The organism is Pantoea sp. OXWO6B1, assembly GCF_001641135.1.
GTDB classification, from domain to species: Bacteria; Pseudomonadota; Gammaproteobacteria; order Enterobacterales; family Enterobacteriaceae; genus Pantoea; species Pantoea allii.
Genome location: NZ_LWLR01000001.1, coordinates 2,136,133 through 2,157,230 on the forward strand (window position 1 = coordinate 2,136,133; position 21,098 = coordinate 2,157,230).

Annotated in this window: 16 protein-coding genes; 12 read left to right on the forward strand and 4 right to left on the reverse strand. The window is 53.8% G+C overall.

Translation table 11 applies throughout. The features are described 5' to 3' along the window. Positions 1-34: 34 nt before the first annotated feature. From msbA to kdsB, 5 genes are all read left to right on the forward strand, one after another. The gene (gene msbA, locus A6A26_RS12175; protein WP_063878949.1) at positions 35-1,783 is read left to right on the forward strand and encodes a lipid A ABC transporter ATP-binding protein/permease MsbA; all 1,749 of its coding nucleotides are present in this window, start codon (positions 35-37) and stop codon (positions 1,781-1,783) included. Beyond that, the gene (lpxK, locus tag A6A26_RS12180; protein ID WP_063878950.1) at positions 1,780-2,781 is read left to right on the forward strand and encodes a tetraacyldisaccharide 4'-kinase; all 1,002 of its coding nucleotides are present in this window, start codon (positions 1,780-1,782) and stop codon (positions 2,779-2,781) included. The genes msbA and lpxK overlap by 4 nt, the downstream gene beginning before the upstream one ends. Positions 2,782-2,805: 24 nt before the next feature. After that, positions 2,806-4,023, forward strand: coding sequence for a winged helix-turn-helix domain-containing protein (locus tag A6A26_RS12185; protein WP_063878951.1), 1,218 nt, complete (start codon positions 2,806-2,808; stop codon positions 4,021-4,023). Between the two features lie 85 nt (positions 4,024-4,108). Next, entirely contained in the window at positions 4,109-4,291 is a 183-nt protein-coding gene (locus tag A6A26_RS12190; RefSeq protein ID WP_013025246.1) for a Trm112 family protein, read from the forward strand. After that, on the forward strand, positions 4,288-5,037 hold the full coding sequence (gene kdsB / locus A6A26_RS12195; protein ID WP_063878952.1) for a 3-deoxy-manno-octulosonate cytidylyltransferase: 750 nt from the start codon (positions 4,288-4,290) through the stop codon (positions 5,035-5,037). Before A6A26_RS12190 ends, kdsB begins: the two co-directional genes overlap by 4 nt. Positions 5,038-5,160: 123 nt before the next feature. Here the strand turns inward: kdsB and elyC are convergent, their stop codons facing one another. Continuing rightward, complete coding sequence (gene elyC, locus A6A26_RS12200; protein ID WP_063878953.1) at positions 5,161-5,937, reverse strand: envelope biogenesis factor ElyC; 777 nt, start codon at positions 5,935-5,937, stop codon at positions 5,161-5,163. Between the two features lie 125 nt (positions 5,938-6,062). On the opposite strand from elyC, the gene cmoM reads away from it, so the two are divergent. The 7 genes from cmoM to A6A26_RS12235 all read left to right on the forward strand — a co-directional run bounded on the left by cmoM (position 6,063) and on the right by A6A26_RS12235 (position 16,727). Next, positions 6,063-6,848 (forward strand): tRNA uridine 5-oxyacetic acid(34) methyltransferase CmoM, encoded by a 786-nt coding sequence (cmoM, locus tag A6A26_RS12205; RefSeq protein ID WP_063878954.1) that lies wholly within the window; start codon positions 6,063-6,065, stop codon positions 6,846-6,848. Next, on the forward strand, positions 6,845-8,167 hold the full coding sequence (gene mukF / locus A6A26_RS12210; RefSeq protein WP_063878955.1) for a chromosome partition protein MukF: 1,323 nt from the start codon (positions 6,845-6,847) through the stop codon (positions 8,165-8,167). Before cmoM ends, mukF begins: the two co-directional genes overlap by 4 nt. Next, positions 8,148-8,873: a chromosome partition protein MukE gene (gene mukE / locus A6A26_RS12215; RefSeq protein WP_063878956.1), complete on the forward strand. Its 726-nt coding sequence runs from the start codon at positions 8,148-8,150 to the stop codon at positions 8,871-8,873. Before mukF ends, mukE begins: the two co-directional genes overlap by 20 nt. Then, the gene (gene mukB, locus A6A26_RS12220) at positions 8,870-13,336 is read left to right on the forward strand and encodes a chromosome partition protein MukB (RefSeq protein WP_063878957.1); all 4,467 of its coding nucleotides are present in this window, start codon (positions 8,870-8,872) and stop codon (positions 13,334-13,336) included. The genes mukE and mukB overlap by 4 nt, the downstream gene beginning before the upstream one ends. Positions 13,337-13,505: 169 nt before the next feature. Then, complete coding sequence (ldtD, locus tag A6A26_RS12225) at positions 13,506-15,323, forward strand: L,D-transpeptidase (protein WP_063878958.1); 1,818 nt, start codon at positions 13,506-13,508, stop codon at positions 15,321-15,323. Between the two features lie 186 nt (positions 15,324-15,509). Next, positions 15,510-16,058, forward strand: a complete 549-nt coding sequence (locus tag A6A26_RS12230; protein ID WP_013025254.1) for a peptidoglycan L,D-endopeptidase MepK — start codon at positions 15,510-15,512, stop codon at positions 16,056-16,058. A 39-nt stretch (positions 16,059-16,097) separates the two neighbouring features. Continuing rightward, complete coding sequence (locus tag A6A26_RS12235) at positions 16,098-16,727, forward strand: MBL fold metallo-hydrolase (RefSeq protein ID WP_063878959.1); 630 nt, start codon at positions 16,098-16,100, stop codon at positions 16,725-16,727. Positions 16,728-16,767: 40 nt separating this feature from the next. On the opposite strand, the gene A6A26_RS12240 is transcribed toward A6A26_RS12235, so the two are convergent. From A6A26_RS12240 to asnS, 3 genes are all read right to left on the reverse strand, one after another. After that, positions 16,768-17,958 (reverse strand): amino acid aminotransferase, encoded by a 1,191-nt coding sequence (locus tag A6A26_RS12240; RefSeq protein WP_063878960.1) that lies wholly within the window; start codon positions 17,956-17,958, stop codon positions 16,768-16,770. A 210-nt stretch (positions 17,959-18,168) separates the two neighbouring features. Next, positions 18,169-19,302, reverse strand: coding sequence for a porin OmpF (ompF, locus tag A6A26_RS12245; RefSeq protein WP_063878961.1), 1,134 nt, complete (start codon positions 19,300-19,302; stop codon positions 18,169-18,171). A gap of 300 nt (positions 19,303-19,602) precedes the next feature. Next, positions 19,603-21,003, reverse strand: a complete 1,401-nt coding sequence (gene asnS / locus A6A26_RS12250) for an asparagine--tRNA ligase (RefSeq protein WP_063878962.1) — start codon at positions 21,001-21,003, stop codon at positions 19,603-19,605. Between the last annotated feature and the right edge of the window lie 95 nt (positions 21,004-21,098).

Consider the following 21,098-nt stretch of genomic DNA (forward strand, 5'->3'; position numbering starts at 1 on the left):
AATGACCGGCTATTTCCAACAACGTGAATAAATAATGCATCAAGATAAAGATCTCTCAACGTGGCAGACATTCCGTCGACTCTGGCCGATGATCGCACCCAACAAAGCTGGCTTAATTGTGGCGGCTACGGCCCTGATTATTAATGCCGCAGGCGATACGTTAATGCTCTCCCTGTTGAAGCCTTTGCTGGATGACGGCTTCGGTAAAGCGGACAGGTCCGTAATGCTGTGGATGCCGTTGGCAGTCATTGGCTTGATGCTGATTCGTGGCGTGAGCAGCTATATCTCCAGCTACTGCATTTCATGGGTGTCGGGCAATGTAGTCATGAATATGCGTCGCCGCCTCTTCAGTCATATGATGGGCATGCCGGTAGCCTTCTTCGATCAACAGTCCACGGGCACGCTACTCTCGCGCATCACCTATGATTCTGAGCAGGTTGCCTCGTCGTCGTCAGGTGCGCTGGTGACGGTGGTACGTGAGGGTGCATCGATTATTGGCCTGTTTATCATGATGTTTTATTACAGCTGGCAGCTGTCACTGATCCTGATTGTGCTGGCCCCCATCGTTTCATTTGCCATTCGCATGGTGTCAAAACGTTTCCGTAACATCAGCAAATCGATGCAAAACACCATGGGGCAGGTGACGACCAGCGCTGAGCAAATGCTGAAAGGGCATAAAGAAGTGCTGATTTTCGGTGGTCAGGAAATTGAATCTGAGCGCTTTGCTAAGGTCAGCAACCGTATGCGCCAGCAGGGCATGAAGCTGGTTTCAGCGTCTTCGATCTCCGATCCTGTCATTCAGCTGATCGCCTCTCTGGCCCTGGCCTTCGTCCTCTATGCGGCAAGTTTCCCAAGCGTAATGGATACGTTGACCGCCGGTACCATAACGGTTGTGTTCTCCTCGATGATAGCCCTGATGCGCCCACTGAAGTCGCTGACTAACGTCAATGCTCAGTTCCAGCGCGGTATGGCAGCCTGCCAGACGCTGTTCTCAATCCTGGACAGCGAACAGGAAATTGACACCGGTAAGCGTGAAATTACCCGCGCCAAAGGCGATGTCGAGTTCCGTAATGTGACATTTACCTATCCCGGTCGTGAAACCCCAGCATTGAAAGACATTAATCTGATGCTGCCAGCAGGAAAAACGGTGGCATTGGTTGGTCGCTCAGGCTCGGGTAAATCCACCATTGCAAGCCTGCTGACGCGTTTTTATGATATTCAGCAGGGCGACATTTTGCTGGATGGTCACGACCTGCGCGAGTACACCTTATCCTCATTACGTAATCAGGTGGCACTGGTGTCGCAAAATGTGCACCTGTTCAATGATACCGTCGCCAATAACATCGCCTACGCGCGAAGCGAGCAGTACAGCCGCGCGGAAATTGAAAAGGCGGCGACCATGGCCCATGCCATGGATTTTATCAATAAAATGGATAAAGGCCTGGATACCGTGATCGGTGAGAACGGCGTGCTGTTGTCTGGCGGTCAGCGCCAGCGTATCGCTATTGCTCGCGCGCTGCTGCGCGACTGCCCAATCCTGATTCTTGATGAGGCGACCTCTGCACTGGATACGGAATCTGAGCGTGCCATCCAGTCGGCGCTGGACGAGTTACAGAAAAACCGTACCTCCCTGGTCATTGCACACCGCCTGTCTACTATCGAAAAAGCGGATGAAATTGTGGTGGTGGAAGAGGGCAAAATCATTGAGCGCGGCACGCATGCAGCGTTGCTGGCGGAAAAAGGCGCTTATGCACAACTTCATAAAATGCAATTTGGCCAATGATTGAGCGCATCTGGAGTGGCCGATCGCCCCTGTGGTTACTGCTATGGCCACTCAGTGTGCTGTACGGTGCTATCACGGCATTGATTCGCTTCAGTTTTCAACGCGGCTGGCGTAAAAGCTGGCGCGCGCCGCTGCCTGTGGTCGTGGTGGGCAATTTGACTGCTGGTGGGAACGGTAAAACGCCAGTGGTGATTTGGTTGGTAGAAGCCCTGCAAAAGCGCGGATTACGGGTGGGTGTGATTTCGCGCGGCTATGGCGGCAAAGCAGACAGTTATCCGTTGCGGGTTACGGCTGACACTGCGACCGAACAGGCAGGGGATGAACCTGTTCTGATCGCTCAGCGCACGTCTGCGCCAGTGGCCGTCGCCCCTCGTCGTCGTGATGCCATTGAGGCGCTCCTGGAACATCACTCACTGGATTTGATTGTCACCGACGATGGCCTGCAGCATTACGCATTGCAGCGCGATCGGGAAATCGTGGTGGTCGATGGTGTGCGCCGTTTTGGTAATGGCTGGTGGCTACCCGCGGGTCCGATGCGTGAACGTGCTTCGCGCCTGAATACGGTAGATGCCATTATCGTCAACGGCGGCGAACCGCAGCAGGGTGAAATTGCCATGCAACTGCGCCCGGGCATGGCGATCCACCTTCTTAGCGGTGAGCAACGTCCACTCAGCGCGTTTCATGACGTTGTCGCGATGGCGGGAATCGGGCATCCACCTCGCTTTTTTAACACCTTAAAACAGCAGGGTTTAACGCCCGTGGCGGAAATCGCCTTCGCCGATCACCATGCCTATAGTGAAGACGAACTTTCACGTCTGCTGCTGCCTGAGCAGACGCTGCTGATGACCGAAAAAGATGCGGTAAAGTGTCGCGCATTCGCGCAACCTGCCTGGTGGTATTTACCGGTAGATGCCCATCTGCCAGCTGAAGCGGCAACGGTACTGTTAGACGATTTAGAACGCCTTTGCGGCACGTATTCACACCGGGCATCGCACTAAAATCCCCTTCAGATAAGGAAGAGAATGAGCACACATTCACTTTCGCTACAGCAGGCCCGCAATATTCAACTCGCGGCGCAGGGCCTGCTTCGTCCCGCTGCCCGCCGGGCACGCCGTGAGGACATTCCAGACTGCATTACCCAGATGTCTTTGCTGCAAATCGACACCATCAATGTAGTTGCCCGAAGCCCTTATCTGGTGCTGTTTAGTCGTTTAGGCGACTATCCGCCCTCCTGGCTGGATGAGGCTCTTGCTCAGGGCGAGATATTTGAGTACTGGGCCCATGAAGCCTGCTTTATTCCGCGCAACGATTACAAACTACTGCGGCATCGCATGCTGTCGCCCGAACGTCTGGGCTGGAAATACAGTGCGCAGTGGGCTGCCGAATATCAGCAGGAGATCGCCGAGTTACTGACGTATATCCGCGATAACGGACCGGTAAGATCGGCCGATTTTGCCAGCGGAAAAAATCATAAACCCGGATGGTGGGCCTGGAAACCGCACAAGCGGCATCTTGAAAACCTGTTTAGTGCCGGTGAGTTGATGGTGTCGGAACGGCGAAATTTTCAGCGTGTCTACGATTTACGCGCCCGGGTGATGCCTGACTGGCAGGATGCGATCCATGCCATCAGCGAGGACGAAGCAACCCGATTAATGCTTATAAACAGCGCACGCAGCCTGGGGATTTTTCGCCGTGAGTGGCTGGCGGATTATTACCGGCTGAAACGTGCACCCGTCAACGTGTTTATGCAATGGGCGCAGGAGGCCGGAGAAATTATTCCGGTCGAGGTTAACGGCATGGGAGAAATGTGGCTGCATCAGAGTGCGCTGCCCGGATTAGCGACGCCGTTGAAAGCGACACATACCACGCTGTTATCCCCGTTCGATCCCCTGGTTTGGGATCGGAAACGGGCGCTGGAACTCTTTGGTTTTGACTACCGTATTGAATGCTATACGCCAGCCGCTAAGCGTAAATATGGCTACTTTGTCTTACCCTTGCTGCATCGCGGCCAAATTAAAGCCCGGCTTGATGCACGGATGCTCCGCGCATCGCGCCAGCTTGAAATCAAAAATATCTGGCTGGAACAAAACGTCCCGCTCACTGCGGCATTTTTGCAGGATGCCCAACGCGCAATAACCCGCTTTGCGCGCTGGCAGGGCGCAGAGACGGTCGCGATTCAGCAGGCACCCTCAGCGTTACTGGCGCACTGGCCAACGTTGTGGCAACTGGATAATCCGTGATGCCGCACCCGGTGCGGTTTACCCGCTCTTGTCAGTGCTGTGATATGCTTTAGCGCTTACGCTCTCGGTCCGTGATGGAGGAAATATGGATCACCGTTTACTCGAAATCGTTGCCTGCCCGGTTTGCAATGGCAAGCTGTACTACAACAACGAACAGCAAGAACTGATCTGCAAGCCGGATGCGCTGGCTTTCCCTGTGCGCGATGGCATTCCGGTTCTCCTGGAAAATGAAGCCCGTACCTTATCGGTTGAAGAGATCCATCCATGAGTTTTATTGCCATCATTCCTGCTCGTTATGCCTCAACCCGTTTACCCGGTAAACCCTTGGTCGATATTCATGGCAAGCCGATGGTGGTACATGTGATGGAGCGTGCACGAGAATCCGGTGCCAGCCGGGTGATCGTGGCGACCGACCACCCTGATGTAGCCAGCGCTGTCGAAGCGGCAGGGGGCGAAGTCTGCATGACGCGCGCCGACCATCATTCAGGCACGGAACGTCTTGCCGAGGTGATTGAGAAGTATCAGTTTGCAGACGATCAAATTATCGTCAATGTTCAGGGCGATGAGCCCATGATCCCGGCGGAAATCGTGCATCAGGTAGCGACCAACCTGGCGCATTCTGAAGCAGGTATGGCGACGCTGGCCGTGCCGATTACCGATGCGGAAGAAGCATTTAATCCCAATGCCGTTAAAGTCGTTATGGATGCAAAAGGCTACGCGCTGTATTTCTCACGCGCGACCATTCCCTGGGACCGTGAGCGCTATGCTGAATCGCGCGATCGGATCGGCGATACGCTGTTACGTCACATTGGCATTTACGCCTACCGCGCAGGGTTTATTCGTCGTTACGTAGGCTGGGCACCTTGTCCACTTGAGCAGATCGAACTTCTCGAGCAACTCCGCGTGCTGTGGTATGGCGAAAAGATTCATGTCGCGGTAGCAAAAACGGTACCGGGCGTTGGCGTCGATACGCCAGAGGATCTGATCCGCGTTCGTGCTGCCATGCACGGCTGAGTCGAGCCGTCGCGCTTTACCCCGCGCGGCGCTTGCCTGAGGATGCACCTGTCCAGATATGGCCCCAAACAGAAAACCATGGTTGAGGGATACGCGCGTTATGGGGCGTATCACTCAGCATGTTTACGCGCCTGTGCCCTCAGCGGAGGTTTTAAAGCGCTGTAACAGGCTGCCCAGCGTTTCATAGATAGCGCGCTCGCTGTGGCCCATCCACAGAGGAGAAGGGAAAGCACGCTCCCACCAGTTTAACGGGGAGGTAATCGCCAGTTGGTTAGCCGGCGCGGGCGTCGGGTCGAGTCCTGCCTGCTGGAAAAAACGCATGGCACGCGGCATATGATTCGCTGATGTGACCAACAGGAAGGGTTGATGACCGATCAGGGCGCTGACCGCCTGGGCTTCCTGCGCAGTATCTTTGGGCTGATCCAACGTATGGATATGTGATGAAGGTACGCCAAGGCTTTCGGCGACCTGTGCGGCCACCCATGCATTACTTTTGGGGTTATGCCCTGCAGCGGCACCGGTAAATATCATTGTTGCCTGCGGGTTACGCCGCCACTGGCGCACGCCTTCTGTCACCCGGGGCAAACTGTTATTCAACAAGTTTGAACTGGGTGCCCATGCAGAGTTATAGGTATAACCTCCGCCCAGTACCACGATGTAATCCACTTTCTGGCTGCCATTCCAGGTCGGATAGTGCGACTCCACCGGCAGCAGCAGGCGGTCTGCAACGGGTTGTAGGCTAATCAGCAATAACACCAGCCAGCTGGTTGAGATGATTATTTTGCCGCTTTTCTGCCAGCGACTGAACCAAAGCAGTAAAATGCCCACTGCCATAAGTAAAAGCAGAAAAGGCAGGGGAAGTAATACGTTACCCACTGCCTTTTTCAGCATAAAAAACATTTAAAAAACCTCTTGTTGTCCGAAAAAACAGCAGCCAGAGCACAAGAATGGGATGAAAGCTTCATTCTTACTGTACCTGTGACAAAATAGCATATGTTTCACCGCAGCATACCGGAGTCCACGCCATGCAGGATCGTAACTTTGACGATCTCGCGGATAAATTTTCGCAAAATATTTACGGCACAACCAAAGGCCAGGTGCGTCAGGCCATCCTGTGGGATGAGCTGGAAACGATTCTTCCCAGCCTGTCCTCCTCTTCCCTGAGCGTGCTGGATGCGGGCGGCGGTATAGGGCAAATTTCCAGCGGGCTGGCGGCGCGGGGCCATCAGGTCGTGCTGTGCGATCTGTCAGGTGAAATGTTACGCCGCGCGCAGGAAAATGCACAGGCGCTGGGTGTGAGCCACCACATGCAATTCAAACAAATTAGCGCGCAGCAGGTCGGTGAACATTTGGTTAAGCCGGTGGATCTGGTATTGTTTCACGCTGTGCTTGAGTGGGTTGCTGAACCTGAAGCCGTGTTAAAAGCCTTGTTTGATACACTGCGGCCCGGCGGCGTGCTGTCGTTGATGTTTTACAACCTGCATGGTTTAACATTACGCACCCTGACGTTGGGCAATTTTGGCTATCTGCGTACCAACTTAACCAAACGCAAGAAGCGCACGCTGTCACCGGATTATCCTCGCGATCCCGATGATGTGTATCGCTGGCTGGAAGCCTGTGGTTTCCAGATTGAACGGCGTGCCGGGATTCGTGTATTCAGCGATTATATGAAGCCGCCTAAAGGCGAGCCGAAGAGTGACGACGAAATTATTGAGATGGAGCGGCGCTTTTGCCGCCAGGAACCCTTTTTAAGCTTAGGGCGTTACATCCACGTGACCGCGCGCAAACCCGGGCAGAAGGACGAATTATGAGTGAATTTTCCCAGACGGTACCGGAACTGGTATCCTGGGCGCGCAAGAATGACTTCTCCCTTGCGCTGCCAGTTGAACGTCTGGCTTTTTTGCTGGCTATCGCCACGCTAAATGGCGAGCGCATGGACGGAGAGATGAGCGAAGGTGATCTGATTGATGCGTTTCGTCACGTCAGCAAAGCCTTTGAGCAAACCAGTGAAACCGTCCTGGTGCGTGCCAACAACGCCATCAACGATATGGTGCGTCAGCGCTTGTTAAATCGCTTTACCAGTGAGTTAACCGAGGGCAATGCCATTTATCGCCTGACGCCGTTGGCCATCGGCATCACCGATTACTATATCCGCCAGCGTGAGTTCTCCACGCTGCGTCTGTCTATGCAACTTTCCATTGTTGCTGCGGAACTGAAGCGTGCCGCGGATGCCGCTCAGGAAAATGGCGACGAATTTCACTGGCACCGCAACGTGTTCGCGCCGCTGAAATACTCGGTGGCCGAAATCTTCGACAGCATTGATATGACACAGCGCCTGATGGATGAGCAACAGCAGGCGGTGAAATCCGATATTGCTGAACTGCTGAACAAAGACTGGCGAGCCGCAATTTCAAGCTGTGAAATGTTGCTGTCGGAAACCTCAGGTACACTGCGCGAGCTGCAGGATACGCTTGAGGCGGCGGGCGACAAGCTGCAGGAAAATCTGCTGCGTATTCAGGATGCGACGCTGGATAGCCCGGATCTGGGCTTCGTCGATAAACTGGTCTTCGATTTGCAAAGTAAACTCGACCGCATTACCAGTTGGGGGCAGCAGGCCATCGACCTGTGGATTGGCTACGATCGCCACGTCCACAAATTTATTCGTACTGCCATCGATATGGACAAAAACCGCGTTTTTGCTCAGCGGTTGCGGGTTTCCGTACAGAACTATTTTGATGCGCCCTGGGCGTTGACCTATGCCAACGCCGAACGTCTTTACGATATGCGTGATGACGAATTGACGCTGCGTAATGACGAAGTCATGGGCGAACTGCCTGCCGAGCTGGAATTTGAAGAATTTAATGAAATTCGCGAGCAGCTGGCGGCCATGATTGAAGAAGCCTTAGAGAGTTACAAAACGCAGCAAAAACCGCTCAACCTCGCCGTGGTAATGCGCGACTATCTGGCCCAATACCCACGCGCGCGTCACTTTGACCTTGCGCGCATCGTAGTGGATCAGGCGGTGCGACTCGGCGTAGCGGAAGCCGATTTAGCCGGTTTGCCTGTGGAATGGCAAGCCATTAATGATTACGGAGCCAAGGTGCAGGCACATGTCATCGACAAATATTGAACAAGTGATGCCGGTTAAACTGGCACAGGCACTGGCAAATCCGATTTTTCCGGCGCTGGACAGTCAGTTGCGTGCCGGACGCCACATTGGCATTGAAGAGCTGGATAACCACGCTTTTCTGATGGATTACCAGCAGTATCTGGAAGAGTTTTATACGCGCTATAACGTTGAGCTGATCCGCGCGCCAGAGGGATTCTTCTATCTGCGTCCACGCTCAACCACGTTGATTCCTCGCTCTGTCCTGTCTGAGCTGGATATGATGGTCGGTAAAATCCTGTGCTATCTCTATCTCAGCCCGGAACGTCTGGCGAACGAAGGTATTTTTACCCAGCAGGAGCTGTATGACGAGCTGCTGTCCCTGGCTGATGAAAGCAAACTGCTGAAGCTGGTTAACCAGCGCTCAACCGGCTCGGATCTCGATCGTGCCAAGCTGCAGGAAAAAATGCGGGCTTCCTTAAGCCGCCTGCGTCGTCTTGGTATGGTGTGGTTCTTTGGCAATGACAGCAGCAAGTTTCGTATTATCGAGTCTGTTTTTCGCTTTGGTGCCGATGTGCGCAGCGGTGATGATCCGCGGGAAGCGCAGTTGCGCCTGATTCGTGACGGCGAGGCAATGTTGCTGGACAACGCAACGGCCACGACTGAGGCAGAAGACAGTGAAGAGAATGACAGCGATGCGGGTGATATCGCGGAGGAAGAACAGGCATGATTGAACGCGGCAAATTTCGTTCGCTAACGCTGATCAACTGGAACGGTTTCTTTGCCCGAACCTTTGATCTTGATGAACTGGTCACCACGCTGTCGGGTGGGAACGGGGCAGGTAAGTCAACCACCATGGCGGCCTTTGTCACGGCGCTGATTCCTGACTTAACCTTGTTGCACTTCCGTAACACTACCGAAGCCGGCGCCACCTCGGGTTCACGCGATAAAGGCCTGCACGGTAAACTTCGCGCCGGCGTCTGCTATGCCATGCTGGACGTAGTCAATTCCCGTCATCAACGCGTTGTCGTGGGTGTCAGACTGCAGCAGATCGCCGGACGTGATAAGAAGGTCGATATCAAGCCTTTCAGTATTCATGGGCTGCCCACGGATACGCTGCCTACCGATATGCTCACGGAAATCCTTAACAGCCGTCAGGCACGTGTTTTACCGCTTAACGAGGTAAAAGAACGCGTTGAGGCACTGGAAGGCGTCCAGTTCCGTCAGTACAGCTCGGTCACCGACTATCATGCCATGATGTTTGATCTCGGTGTCGTGCCGCGTCGCCTGCGTTCAGCCAGCGATCGCAGCAAGTTTTATCGCCTGATCGAAGCGTCACTTTACGGCGGTATCTCCAGTGCGATTACCCGCTCTCTGCGCGATTACCTGTTGCCGGAAAACAGCGGCGTGCGCAAAGCGTTTCAGGATATGGAAGCGGCACTGCGCGAAAACCGCATGACGCTGGAAGCCATCCGCGTGACGCAGTCCGATCGTGACCTGTTCAAGCATCTGATTTCTGAAGCCACCAGCTACGTTTCGGCAGACTACATGCGTCACGCCAATGAGCGACGCATTCATCTTGACAGCGCCTTACAACTGCGCAATGAGCTGTTCAGCAGCCGCAAACAGCTGGCCTCTGAACAGTTCCGTCATGTGGAAATGGCGCGTGAGCTGGCCGAACACAGCGGGGCGGAAAGCGATCTCGAAATCGATTATCAGGCAGCCAGCGATCACCTGAATCTGGTGCAAACGGCGATGCGCCAGCAAGAGAAGATTACCCGGTATGACAGCGATATCGAGGATCTTACGCTGCGTCTGGAAGAGCAGAGCGAAGTGGTTGCCGAAGCGCGTGAAATCCAGGAAGAAAATGAGGCCCGCGCCGAGGCGGCCGAACTGGAAGTCGATGAGCTGAAAAGTCAGTTGGCCGATTTTCAGCAGGCGCTGGATGTGCAACAAACCCGGGCGATCCAGTACCAACAGGCATTACAGGCGCTGGAACGTGCGCGATCGCTGTGCCAGTTGCCGGATCTGAATATTGAAAATGCTGCCGAATGGCAGGCCAGCTTCCAGGCGAAAGAAGAAGAAGCCACGGGGCAACTGTTGCATCTTGAGCAGAAGCTGAGCGTAGCGGAAGCGGCTCACAGCCAGTTTGAGCAGGCGTTGTCGCTGGTCACCAGCATTGCCGGTGACGTCAGCCGCAAAGAGGCGTGGCAAGTCGGCCGCGACCTGCTGCGCGATGCCAGCAATCAGCGTCACCATGCCGATCAACTTTCGTCACTGCGTCTGCGCCTGAATGAGCTTGAACAGCGCCTGCGCGAACAACAGGAAGCCGAACGTCTGCTGGCAGAGTTCTGTAAACGTCAGGGCCAGCATTACGAGCCTGATGCGTTGGAAGGTTTGCAGCGTGAACTCGAAGCGCAAATCGAGCAGCTCAACAGCAGCGTGGCTGACGCGGGCGAACAGCGCATGATGATGCGCCAGGAACTTGAGCAGCTGCGCGAACGCATCACGTCGCTGACCGCGCGCGCGCCGCACTGGCTGGCAGCACAAGAAATCCTGACTCAGCTCAGTGAGCAAACCGGTCAGGAACTGGCCAGCAGCCAGGACGTGACCGAATACATGCAGCAGTTGCTGGAACGCGAGCGTGAAACCACCGTTGAACGTGACGAAGTGGCGGCGCGCAAACGTGAAATTGAGCAGCAAATTGAACGTCTCAGCCAGCCGGGCGGTGCCGAAGATCCCCGTCTGAATCAGCTTGCCGAACGGTTTGGCGGCGTACTGCTGTCAGAAATTTATGATGACGTGACGCTGAACGATGCACCTTACTTCTCCGCGCTGTATGGCCCGTCGCGCCACGCCATTGTGGTGCCCGACCTGTCGCTGGTGCGCGAGCAACTGGATGGCTTAGAAGAGTGCCCGGAAGATCTGTACCTGATTGAAGGGGACCCCCAGTCGTTCGATGACAGCGTGTTCAGCGTAGACGAGCTACAAAACGCGGTCGTGGTGAAAGTTGCCGAGCGTCAGTGGCGCTATTCCCGCTTCCCAAAAATTCCTTTATTTGGTCGGGCGGCACGCGAAAACCAACTCGAGCTGCTTAACAATGAGCGCGATCGCCTGGCGGAACGCTATGCCACGTTATCTTTTGACGTTCAGAAGACGCAACGTTTACACCAGTCTTTCAGCCGCTTTATCGGCAGTCACCTTGCGGTGGCCTTCGATGACGATCCTGAAGCGCAAATCCGTCAGCTCGGCGCCCGTCGCGGTGAGCTGGAACGTGCGCTCAATCAACATGAAAGCAACAATCAGCAGCAGCGTCAGCAGTTTGAGCTGGCCAAAGAGGGCGTCGCACAGCTTAACCGCCTGTTGCCGCGCATTAACCTGTTGCTGGATGAGACCCTGGCGGATCGTTGTGAAGAGATTCGCGAGCAGGTCGAAGAGGCGCAGGAAGCCGCACGTTTCCTGCATTTACATGGGACGAAACTGGCCAAACTTGAGCCGATGATTGCGGTACTGCAAAGCGATCCTGAACAGCACGAACAGCTGCAGGCGGATTACCAGCAGGCGCAGCAACAGCAGCGCAATGCGCGTCAGCAGGCGTTTGCCCTGACGGAAGTGGTACAGCGCCGGGCGCATTTTAGTTATGACGATTCGGCTGGCATGCTGGGCGGCAACAACGACCTGAGCGATAAACTGCGGCAGCGGCTGGAGCAGGCCGAAGCCGAACGGAGCCGCACGCGTGAACGTCTGCGCGCGCATCAGTCGCAGCTGACGCAGTATTCGCAGGTGCTGGCATCGTTAAAAAGTGCTTATGATGCCAAGCGCGACATGCTGAAAGAGCTGCAGCAGGAAATGCAGGACATTGGGGTTCAGGCCGATGCCAGTGCGGAAGAACGCGCGCGAATCCGCCGTGACGAGCTTTATACGGCGCTGAGCCACAACCGCGCCCGCCGCAATCAGCTGGAGAAACAGCTCACCTTCTGCGAAGCAGAGATGGACAACCTGCAGAAAAAGCTGCGCCAGCTTGAACGTAACTATCACCAGAACCGTGAACAGGTGGTCAGCGCCAAAGCGGGCTGGTGCCTGGTACTGCGTCTGGTTAAAGACAACGGGGTGGAACGCCGTCTGCATCGCCGTGAACTGGCTTATCTCAGTGGCGATGAACTGCGCTCCATGTCGGATAAGGCACTGGGCGCACTGCGCCTGGCGGTTGCGGATAACGAACATCTGCGCGACGTGCTGCGTTTGTCTGAAGATCCTAAACGTCCGGAACGTAAGATTCAGTTTTTCATCGCCGTGTATCAACATCTGCGCGAACGTATCCGTCAGGATATTATTCGCACCGACGATCCGGTTGAAGCCATCGAACAGATGGAGATTGAACTCAATCGGCTGACGGAGGAGTTGACGGCCCGTGAGCAAACTCTGGCGATCAGTTCACGCAGCGTGGCGAATATTATTCGTAAAACGATTCAGCGTGAACAGAACCGTATTCGTCAGCTGAACCAGGGGTTACAAACCGTTAGCTTTGGTCAGGTGCGCAGCGTTCGGCTTAACGTTAACGTGCGGGAAACCCACGCGATGCTGTTGGATACGTTGTCTGAAGAGCATGAACAGCATCAGGATCTGTTTAACAGCAACCGACTCACGTTCTCGGAAGCGCTGGCGAAGCTCTATCAACGTCTGAATCCGCATATTGATATGGGCCAGCGTACGCCGCAGACCATTGGTGAAGAGCTGTTGGACTACCGTAATTACCTGGAGATGGAAGTCGAGGTCAATCGTGGTTCGGACGGCTGGCTGCGCGCAGAAAGTGGTGCGCTGTCTACCGGTGAGGCGATTGGTACCGGGATGTCGATTCTGGTTATGGTCGTTCAGAGCTGGGAAGAGGAATCACGCCGCCTGCGTGGTAAAGATATTTCACCTTGCCGTCTGCTGTTCCTGGATGAAGCCGCACGTCTGGATGCACGCTCTATCGCGACGCTGTTTGAACTCTGTGAGCGTCTGGAGATGCAGCTGGTTATTGCGGCACCTGAGAATATCAGCCCGGAGAAGGGCACCACTTATAAACTGATGCGTAAAGTATTTAATAATACCGAGCACGTTCACGTGGTGGGATTACGCGGATTCGCCGCCGATCCGCTGCCTGCGAAACGCAGTAGCGAAGCCGATCCAGCAAGCGAAACCACGACATAATATTCATGATGCAGAGATAGTCAAAAACAGCGCCATTGGTTAATCTGGTAACGGCATTTGTCACAGGAGGCAAATGCCGTTTTTATTCGTATACTCAATAATATGGGTAACAGCCCGATCGCAGCCGTTTCCTGACATGCTGCGCGGTAGATTAATGAAGGGGGCAGGGATGTTACTGAATAAAAGCTTAAAAATTCATCAGGTTAGTTCGTGGCTTGCGCTGGCACTAACGCTGATTCCTTGTGCCATGGCTCAGGCCGCTATCATCGCTGCCATGCCGGGCACGCAAATGACGCATGCAGCCCTGTCCGTCAGCGAGAGCCAGCAGAAGATCCGACAGGCTTTTTCAGGCGATAACCAACCTTTTTATGGCGCTTCACTGGCTGCCCTGTATGCCGCGCGAAATATGCAGCCGATCTGGCAAGATCCTGACGCCGTGCAAAAGTTTCAGCAGCAGCTGGCGGAAGTTGCGCTTTCCGGCGTCCAGCCGCAGTTTACCCGCTGGGTCGATCGCCTGACCGATCCGACTATTACAGATTTCGCCCGCGATGTAACGCTGTCCGATGCGATGCTGGGCTATTTGCAGTTTGTGTCAACGGTGCCTGTTCAGGGGGAAACCTGGCTGTACAGCACCGTCCCTTACAAGCTGGCGGTACCGTCGGTGTCCGTGATCAATGCATGGCAGAATGCGGTGAATGCGGGCAGTTCGCTGGCCTTTGTCAATTCACTGGTGCCGCAGCATCCGCAGTATCCTTTGATGCACAAGGCGCTGAAGAGTCTGCTTGAAGATAAACAGCCCTGGCCGCAAATTAAAAATCGTGACACCTTACGACCTGGACAGGTCAGTGACGATGTGCCGGCCTTACGCGAAATATTACGCCGCAGCGGTATGTTAAGCGCTCAGGTTGCCGTACCTGCGCCCAACGAGGATGCCGTTCCCACCGCGCCCGTTCCTGCCAGCCACAGCGAGCAGCCTGTCGCCGTGAGTCCTTCGGCAGTGACGGTTAATGATATACCCGCCACCACGCCCGATGTTTCAGGCAATGTGCAAAATGCCCCCGCGGCACCGGGCGGTGTGAACGTCTATGATGACAACCTGGTGGCGGCGGTAAAACGCTTTCAGCAGTGGCAGGGACTTGACGCCGATGGGGCGATTGGCCTGCGCACACGTGAATGGCTGAATGTCTCACCCCAGCAGCGTGCTGCTTTACTGGCGTTGAATATTCAGCGCCTGCGCCTGCTGCCGGATGATATGCACAACGGCATTATGGTTAACATCCCCAACTACTCGCTGAACTATTACAGCAACGGCACAAAAGTTCTGTCCTCCCGGGTTATCGTGGGCCGGCCAGATCGTAAAACGCCGTTGATGCGAAGCGCACTGAATAATGTGGTGCTGAACCCGCCGTGGAATGTGCCGACCAACCTGGTGCGTCAGGACATTATTCCTAAGGTGAAACAGGACCCCACCTATCTGTATAAGCACGGTTATACCCTGCTGTCTGGCTGGAGTGCCGATTCTGAAGTCATCGATCCCAGCATGATTGACTGGAGCATGGTGTCCGCGTCTTCTTTCCCTTACCGCATACGTCAGGCACCTGGTCAAACCAACTCGCTGGGTCGCTATAAGTTTAATATGCCAAGCTCGGATGCGATTTATCTGCATGATACGCCGAACCACAACCTGTTCCAGCGCGATATTCGTGCGCTAAGCTCGGGCTGCGTGCGCGTCAATAAAGCCTCAGAACTGGCGGGTATTCTGTTGCAGGATGTCGGCTGGAACGATGCCCGTATCTCTGACACGCTTAAGCAGGGTGACACGCGCTATGTGCCTATTCGCCATCGCATCCCGGTTAACCTGTATTATTTAACGGCCTGGGTCGCGGATGACGGTAAAACGCAGTTCCGTACAGATATTTACAATTATGATAATACGGCGCGTTCAGCCAGCCAGGTCTTAAGCCGTGCGCAACAGTTGTTGCTCTAATGGTTGATTTTTAATCGTTAGTCGCACGGCCTCTGTGTGATTCAGTCCTGTCATTAAGGCGGCTTTATCTGGAGCCGCCTTCCAAACTTGCCCATAATGGGTTGACGTGCTAGCGCCAGGAAGTTATGGTTCCGCCAGTACGTTTTTTGCACATGTCTTTGACTCTGTTTTCAGGTAAACCGCTCCATGTCTACAATCGATTCTTTACGTCGCAAACTGCTGCTTTGCGGAAGTGCCGCTGCCGGTCTGGCCTTACTGCCAGAGACCGCGATGGCTTCACTGTCCACTTCACGTCCACGGATTTTAACGCTCAATAATCTTCACACTGGTGAAACCCTTAAAACTGAATTTTTTAACGGTAAAAGTTACGACAAAAGTGAATTGTCACGCCTGAACCACTTTTTCCGCGACTACCGTGCCAATAAAACAAAAAGTATCGATCCCCATCTGTTTGACCAGCTCTATCGTCTTCAGGCGCTGTTGGAAACGCGCAAACCCGTTCAGCTCGTCTCCGGTTATCGCTCACTGGCGACGAACAATATGCTGCGGGAATCGGGACCTGGTGTGGCAAAACACAGTTACCACACCAAAGGCCAGGCGATGGATTTTCATATTGAAGGGGTGACGTTGGCGAATGTTCGCAAAGCCGCATTAAAAATGCGAGCCGGTGGTGTAGGATATTACCCCAGCAGCAACTTTGTACATATTGATACCGGTCCCGTCAGGCACTGGTAGTAACGTCGGCAACGCTGCGGGTGCCGACCATGGAGCGTTATGAACTATCACATTATCCCCGTCACCGCCTTTGCGCAGAATTGTTCGGTTATCTGGTGTGAAACCACGCGTGAATCCGCCCTTGTGGACCCCGGTGGCGATGCTGAGACCATCAAGCAAACGCTGGCACAGCTTGCTGTAAAGCCCGCACAGATCCTGCTCACGCATGGTCATCTCGATCACGTTGGGGCGGCGGCGGAACTGGCTGCATTCTGGAAGGTGCCGCTGGTCGGTCCGCAAAAGCAGGATGCATTCTGGCTGGAATCATTACCCACGCAAAGCCAAATGTTTGGTCTTGAGTACTGCGCGCCACTGACGCCGGATCGCTGGCTGGAGGAAGGTGACACTGTTCAGGTCGGCCAGGTCACGCTTGACGTACTGCACTGCCCGGGACATACGCCAGGCCACATTGTATTTTTTGATGCCAAAGGTCGCTTACTGATTTCGGGTGATGTGATTTTTAGCGGTGGTGTAGGGCGCACTGATTTCCCGCAGGGCAATCATCAGCATCTCATCGATGCGATAAAAAATAAGCTGCTGCCGCTAGGCGACGATGTCACGTTTTTACCCGGTCACGGTCCTGTGTCAACGCTGGGACGTGAACGTCTGACCAATCCTTTCCTGCAATAAAAAATGGGCCAGAGCGGCCCATTTTTTATGCGGTATCAGCCTAAAGTACGGCGACAATTGCCTCACACAGTGCAGACATATTATCTGGCGTCATACCGGCAACGTTCACGCGGCCCGAATTAACGGCATAAACCCCAAACTCCTCGCGCAGGCGGATGACCTGATCTTTGGTCAGTCCGCTGAATGAGAACATCCCATTCTGCTTGATGATAAAGCTGAAGTCCTGCTGTGCGCCTTTATCCGCCAGCGTGTTCACAAACAGCTGACGCATGCGCTGGATACGCTGACGCATATCGGACAGCTCTTGCTGCCAGATAGTACGCAGCGCGTCATTACCCAGGATGGTGGCAACGACGGCGGCACCGTGTGACGGAGGATTAGAGTAGTTAGCGCGAATAGTGTATTTCACCTGGCTAAACGCGGTCTCGACCGTCGCGGCGTCGCCGGCAACCAATGTAATCGCACCAACACGTTCGTTATACAGGCCAAAGTTCTTGGAATAAGAACTGGCGACAATCAGTTCCTGATGGCTGGCAGCAAAAATGCGCAGCCCTTCCGCATCCTCTTCCAGACCACGGGCAAAGCCCTGGTAGGCGAAGTCGAACAGGGGCAACCAGCCGTTGGCCTGGGAGAGCTGTGCCAGCTGTTGCCACTGCTCTGCTGTTGGGTCAATACCGGTCGGGTTATGGCAGCAGCCGTGGAACAGCACCACATCACCAGCTTTCACCTCTCTCAGCGAGGCCAGCATGCCGTCAAAGTCCAGCGTATGGTTAGCCGCGTCGTAATACTGGTATTCGCATACCTCAAGCCCGGCGGCATTGAACACGTTTTTGTGGTTTGGCCAGCTCGGGTTGCTCACCCACACGCGCTTAACGGCGGTCTGGGTGGACAGGAAATCTGCGGCGACGCGCAGTGCACCCGTACCGCCCGGCGTCTGCGCCGTACGGGCTCTTCCCGACGCGATCAGGGCGTTGCCTTTGCCAAATAACAATTCCTGCGTGCAACGCGCGAAATCCGGCAGACCGTCAATGCTCAGATAATTTTTGCTGGTTTCGTTTTCAAGCAGGTACTGTTCTGCTTTTTTAACGCTGGTAAGCACCGGCGTTTTCCCGGTTTCATCTTTATAAACACCAATACCAAGATTGATTTTATTTGGGCGGTCGTCGGCACGGTAGAGATCGGCCAGGCCAAGGATAGGATCAGCGGGTGCAGCAGAGATCGATTCAAACATGAGTCGGGTCCAGTAGCGTGAACTTTAGCAAATGAACCATCAGGTTAACGTCAGCACGGCGAAATGCCAACCGTTTGCGATAAAATTCATCGTCTGTGCGCCAGAATTACCCGTTCTTATGTTGTCGGGGGGAAATAACCGGGGAGAGGGCGAGAAAACGGCATTAAAAAACGGAGCCGAAGCTCCGTTTTTTGTACTGCATCAACAAACTTAGAACTGGTAAACCACACCAACACCAACTACGTCATCGTTAGGAATGCCGAGTGGGTTGTTTTTGTCCAGCTGGTTGATTTTGTAATCAACGTAGGTGGCCATGTTTTTGTTGAAGTAGTAAGTTGCGCCCACATCGAAGTATTTGTAGATATCAGCATCGCCGATACCTTCGATGTCTTTGCCTTTAGACTGAACGTAGGCCAGTGAAGGACGCAGACCGAAGTCGAACTGATACTGAGCTACCAGCTCGATTTCTTGAGTTTTGTTAGCGAATGCATTACCGCTAAATGTCGTACCGTTAACATTAAACACACCTTTAATTGGTGTTGAGTTACGGGTTTCACCGTACATTGCTGCCAGGTATACGTTGTTAGCATCATATTTCAGAGCAGTTGCCCAGTTTTCTGCACGCTTACCAGCACCAACGCCAGCACCTTGAGAGGTTACAACGTTGTTATTACTGACTGAACCGTCAGCCTGGCTATTAGTACGATCGCTGCTGCTGTAAGCACCTACGATACCGACTCCGATCGGAGAGGTGTACGAGGTTGAAATACCGTAGCCATCACCATTCGCACGGCGAGGATCGGTACGATCATTTTTACCCTGATACTGAAGCGCAAAGTTCCAGCCATCTACCAGACCAAAGAAGTTGGTGTTGCGGTAGGTCAGCAGACCACCACTACGGCCGTTCATATAGTTGTCTGAGTAACCTGAGTCACCACCAAATACTGGCAGCATATCGGTCCAGCCGATTGCGTCATAAACCACACCGTAGTTACGGCCGTAGTCGATTGAACCGGCATCACCGAATTTCAGACCAGCAAAGCCCAGACGGGTTTTGTTGTCAGTCTGCGCGTCAGAACCTTCAGAGTTATTACCCTGAATGTTGTATTCCCACTGACCGTAACCGGTCATCTGGTCATTAATCTTGGTTTCGCCTTTGAAGCCAAAGCGAATATAAGTCTGATCGCCGTCATCACCTGCGTTATCAGAGAACTGGTGACGCGCATCCACTTTACCGTACAGGTCCAGCTTGTTGCCGTCTTTGTTGTAAACTTCTGCTGCGTTAGCTGCGCCGGCGGCGAGCAGAGCAGGGATAACCACTGCCAGAATGTTGCGCTTCATCATTATTTATTACCCTCATTGGAGTTATTTGGACACCTGCCACTGCCGTCAAGAAAACTTTACGTGAACCTTGAAAGAAGTTTGGTGTCTCCTGTGTCTGCACGCATCTTTCCATCCCCCACCGGGTAATTCTACTGCGAAAATGCTACAAAAGTCGTAATCTTGTTTCAAATATAAAATATGTATTACAAAATGTAAAAATAACGGAACTTTGTGAGACATATCAAAATTTACAAAAATAAAAAAAGGCCGGCGATGCCGACCTCTTTATATATATGAATTTCTTATATTTAATGCTGAAAATCAGAAGCTCGCGTTGCGAGGCGTGCGTGGGAAGGGGATAACATCTCTTACATTTTGTACGCCGGTGACATAGGCGATTAAACGTTCGAAACCTAATCCAAAACCTGAATGTGGCACGGTGCCATAGCGACGCAGATCACGATACCACCAGTAATCTTCTTTTTTCAGGCCCATCTCTTCCAGACGCGCATCCAGCACATCCAGACGCTCTTCACGCTGAGAACCCCCGATGATTTCACCGATGCCCGGCGCTAACACATCCATCGCGGCCACGGTTTTACCGTCGTCGTTCAGGCGCATATAGAACGCCTTGATATCTTTCGGATAGTTTTTAACCACCACCGGCGCTTTGAAATGCTTCTCGGCAAGATAACGTTCATGTTCAGAGGACAGATCGATGCCCCATGACACAGGGTTCTCAAAGGTCTGACCGCAGTTCATCAGGATATCGACGGCATCGGTATAATCGACCTGGGCGAAATCGGTAGTAACAAAACGCTCCAGGCGATTAATCGCATCCTTGTCTACGCGTTCGGCAAAAAACGCCATATCGTCCGCACGCTCATTCAGAACGGCCTGGAAGACATACTTCAGCATGGCTTCCGCCAGGGCTGCCGCATCGTCTAATGAGGCGAAAGCGATTTCCGGTTCCAGCATCCAGAATTCTGCCAGATGGCGGCTGGTGTTGGAATTTTCCGCGCGGAAAGTCGGGCCGAAGGTGTAGATTTTCGACAGGGCACTGGCGTAGGTTTCACCGTTTAACTGACCGGACACCGTCAGGAAGGCTTCTTTACCGAAGAAATCCTCGGAGTAGTCGACTTTACCCTGATCGTTGCGCGGTAAGTTTTCCATGTCCAGGGTTGAGACGCGGAACATCTCACCGGCTCCTTCGGTATCGGAGGCGGTAATAAGCGGCGTGGAGACCCAGAAGTAACCGTTCTCATGGAAGAAGCGATGCAGCGCCTGTGCCAGCGTGTGACGCACCCGGGCTACAGCGCCAATCAGGTTGGTACGCGGACGCAGGTGCGCGACTTCACGCAGGTATTCAATACTGTGGCGTTTTGCCGCCATCGGGTAGCTGTCGGGATCTTCTACCCAGCCCACCACTTCCAGTTTTGTCGCCTGGATTTCGAATGCCTGACCCTGACCCGGCGACGCAACCACCTTACCGGTGACAATGACGGAACAGCCAGTGGTCAGGTGCAGCACTTCGTCCTGATAATTATTCAGAGAATTATTGACGACAGCCTGAACGGGATTAAAGCAGGAGCCGTCATAGACAGCGATAAAGGAAAGACCGGCTTTGGAATCTCTTCGGGTACGCACCCAACCACGTACGGTGACGTCACTGTCAACCGCGACGCGACCGTGCAGTACATCCGCTACAGGCACTACGCTCATAAATATCTCTCTATATAGAAGAAGTGTGTGAATGAATTCCCCAGACTGGGGTTTAGCTATGTTACTTGTGAGTCAACAGGAAACAAGCAAAATTC

What these genes read in the sequence shown, in the direction of transcription:
- cmoM (WP_063878954.1), top strand. Translation starts at nt 6,063, where the DNA reads ATGCAGGATCGTAACTTTGACGATCTCGCGGATAAATTTTCGCAAAAT.
- kdsB (WP_063878952.1), top strand. Translation starts at nt 4,288, where the DNA reads ATGAGTTTTATTGCCATCATTCCTGCTCGTTATGCCTCAACCCGTTTA.
- msbA (WP_063878949.1), top strand. Translation starts at nt 35, where the DNA reads ATGCATCAAGATAAAGATCTCTCAACGTGGCAGACATTCCGTCGACTC.
- asnS (WP_063878962.1), bottom strand. Translation starts at nt 21,003, where the DNA reads ATGAGCGTAGTGCCTGTAGCGGATGTACTGCACGGTCGCGTCGCGGTT.
- A6A26_RS12185 (WP_063878951.1), top strand. Translation starts at nt 2,806, where the DNA reads ATGAGCACACATTCACTTTCGCTACAGCAGGCCCGCAATATTCAACTC.
- ldtD (WP_063878958.1), top strand. Translation starts at nt 13,506, where the DNA reads ATGTTACTGAATAAAAGCTTAAAAATTCATCAGGTTAGTTCGTGGCTT.
- A6A26_RS12190 (WP_013025246.1), top strand. Translation starts at nt 4,109, where the DNA reads ATGGATCACCGTTTACTCGAAATCGTTGCCTGCCCGGTTTGCAATGGC.
- mukB (WP_063878957.1), top strand. Translation starts at nt 8,870, where the DNA reads ATGATTGAACGCGGCAAATTTCGTTCGCTAACGCTGATCAACTGGAAC.
- A6A26_RS12240 (WP_063878960.1), bottom strand. Translation starts at nt 17,958, where the DNA reads ATGTTTGAATCGATCTCTGCTGCACCCGCTGATCCTATCCTTGGCCTG.
- ompF (WP_063878961.1), bottom strand. Translation starts at nt 19,302, where the DNA reads ATGATGAAGCGCAACATTCTGGCAGTGGTTATCCCTGCTCTGCTCGCC.
- lpxK (WP_063878950.1), top strand. Translation starts at nt 1,780, where the DNA reads ATGATTGAGCGCATCTGGAGTGGCCGATCGCCCCTGTGGTTACTGCTA.
- mukE (WP_063878956.1), top strand. Translation starts at nt 8,148, where the DNA reads ATGTCATCGACAAATATTGAACAAGTGATGCCGGTTAAACTGGCACAG.
- A6A26_RS12230 (WP_013025254.1), top strand. Translation starts at nt 15,510, where the DNA reads ATGTCTACAATCGATTCTTTACGTCGCAAACTGCTGCTTTGCGGAAGT.
- mukF (WP_063878955.1), top strand. Translation starts at nt 6,845, where the DNA reads ATGAGTGAATTTTCCCAGACGGTACCGGAACTGGTATCCTGGGCGCGC.
- A6A26_RS12235 (WP_063878959.1), top strand. Translation starts at nt 16,098, where the DNA reads ATGAACTATCACATTATCCCCGTCACCGCCTTTGCGCAGAATTGTTCG.
- elyC (WP_063878953.1), bottom strand. Translation starts at nt 5,937, where the DNA reads ATGTTTTTTATGCTGAAAAAGGCAGTGGGTAACGTATTACTTCCCCTG.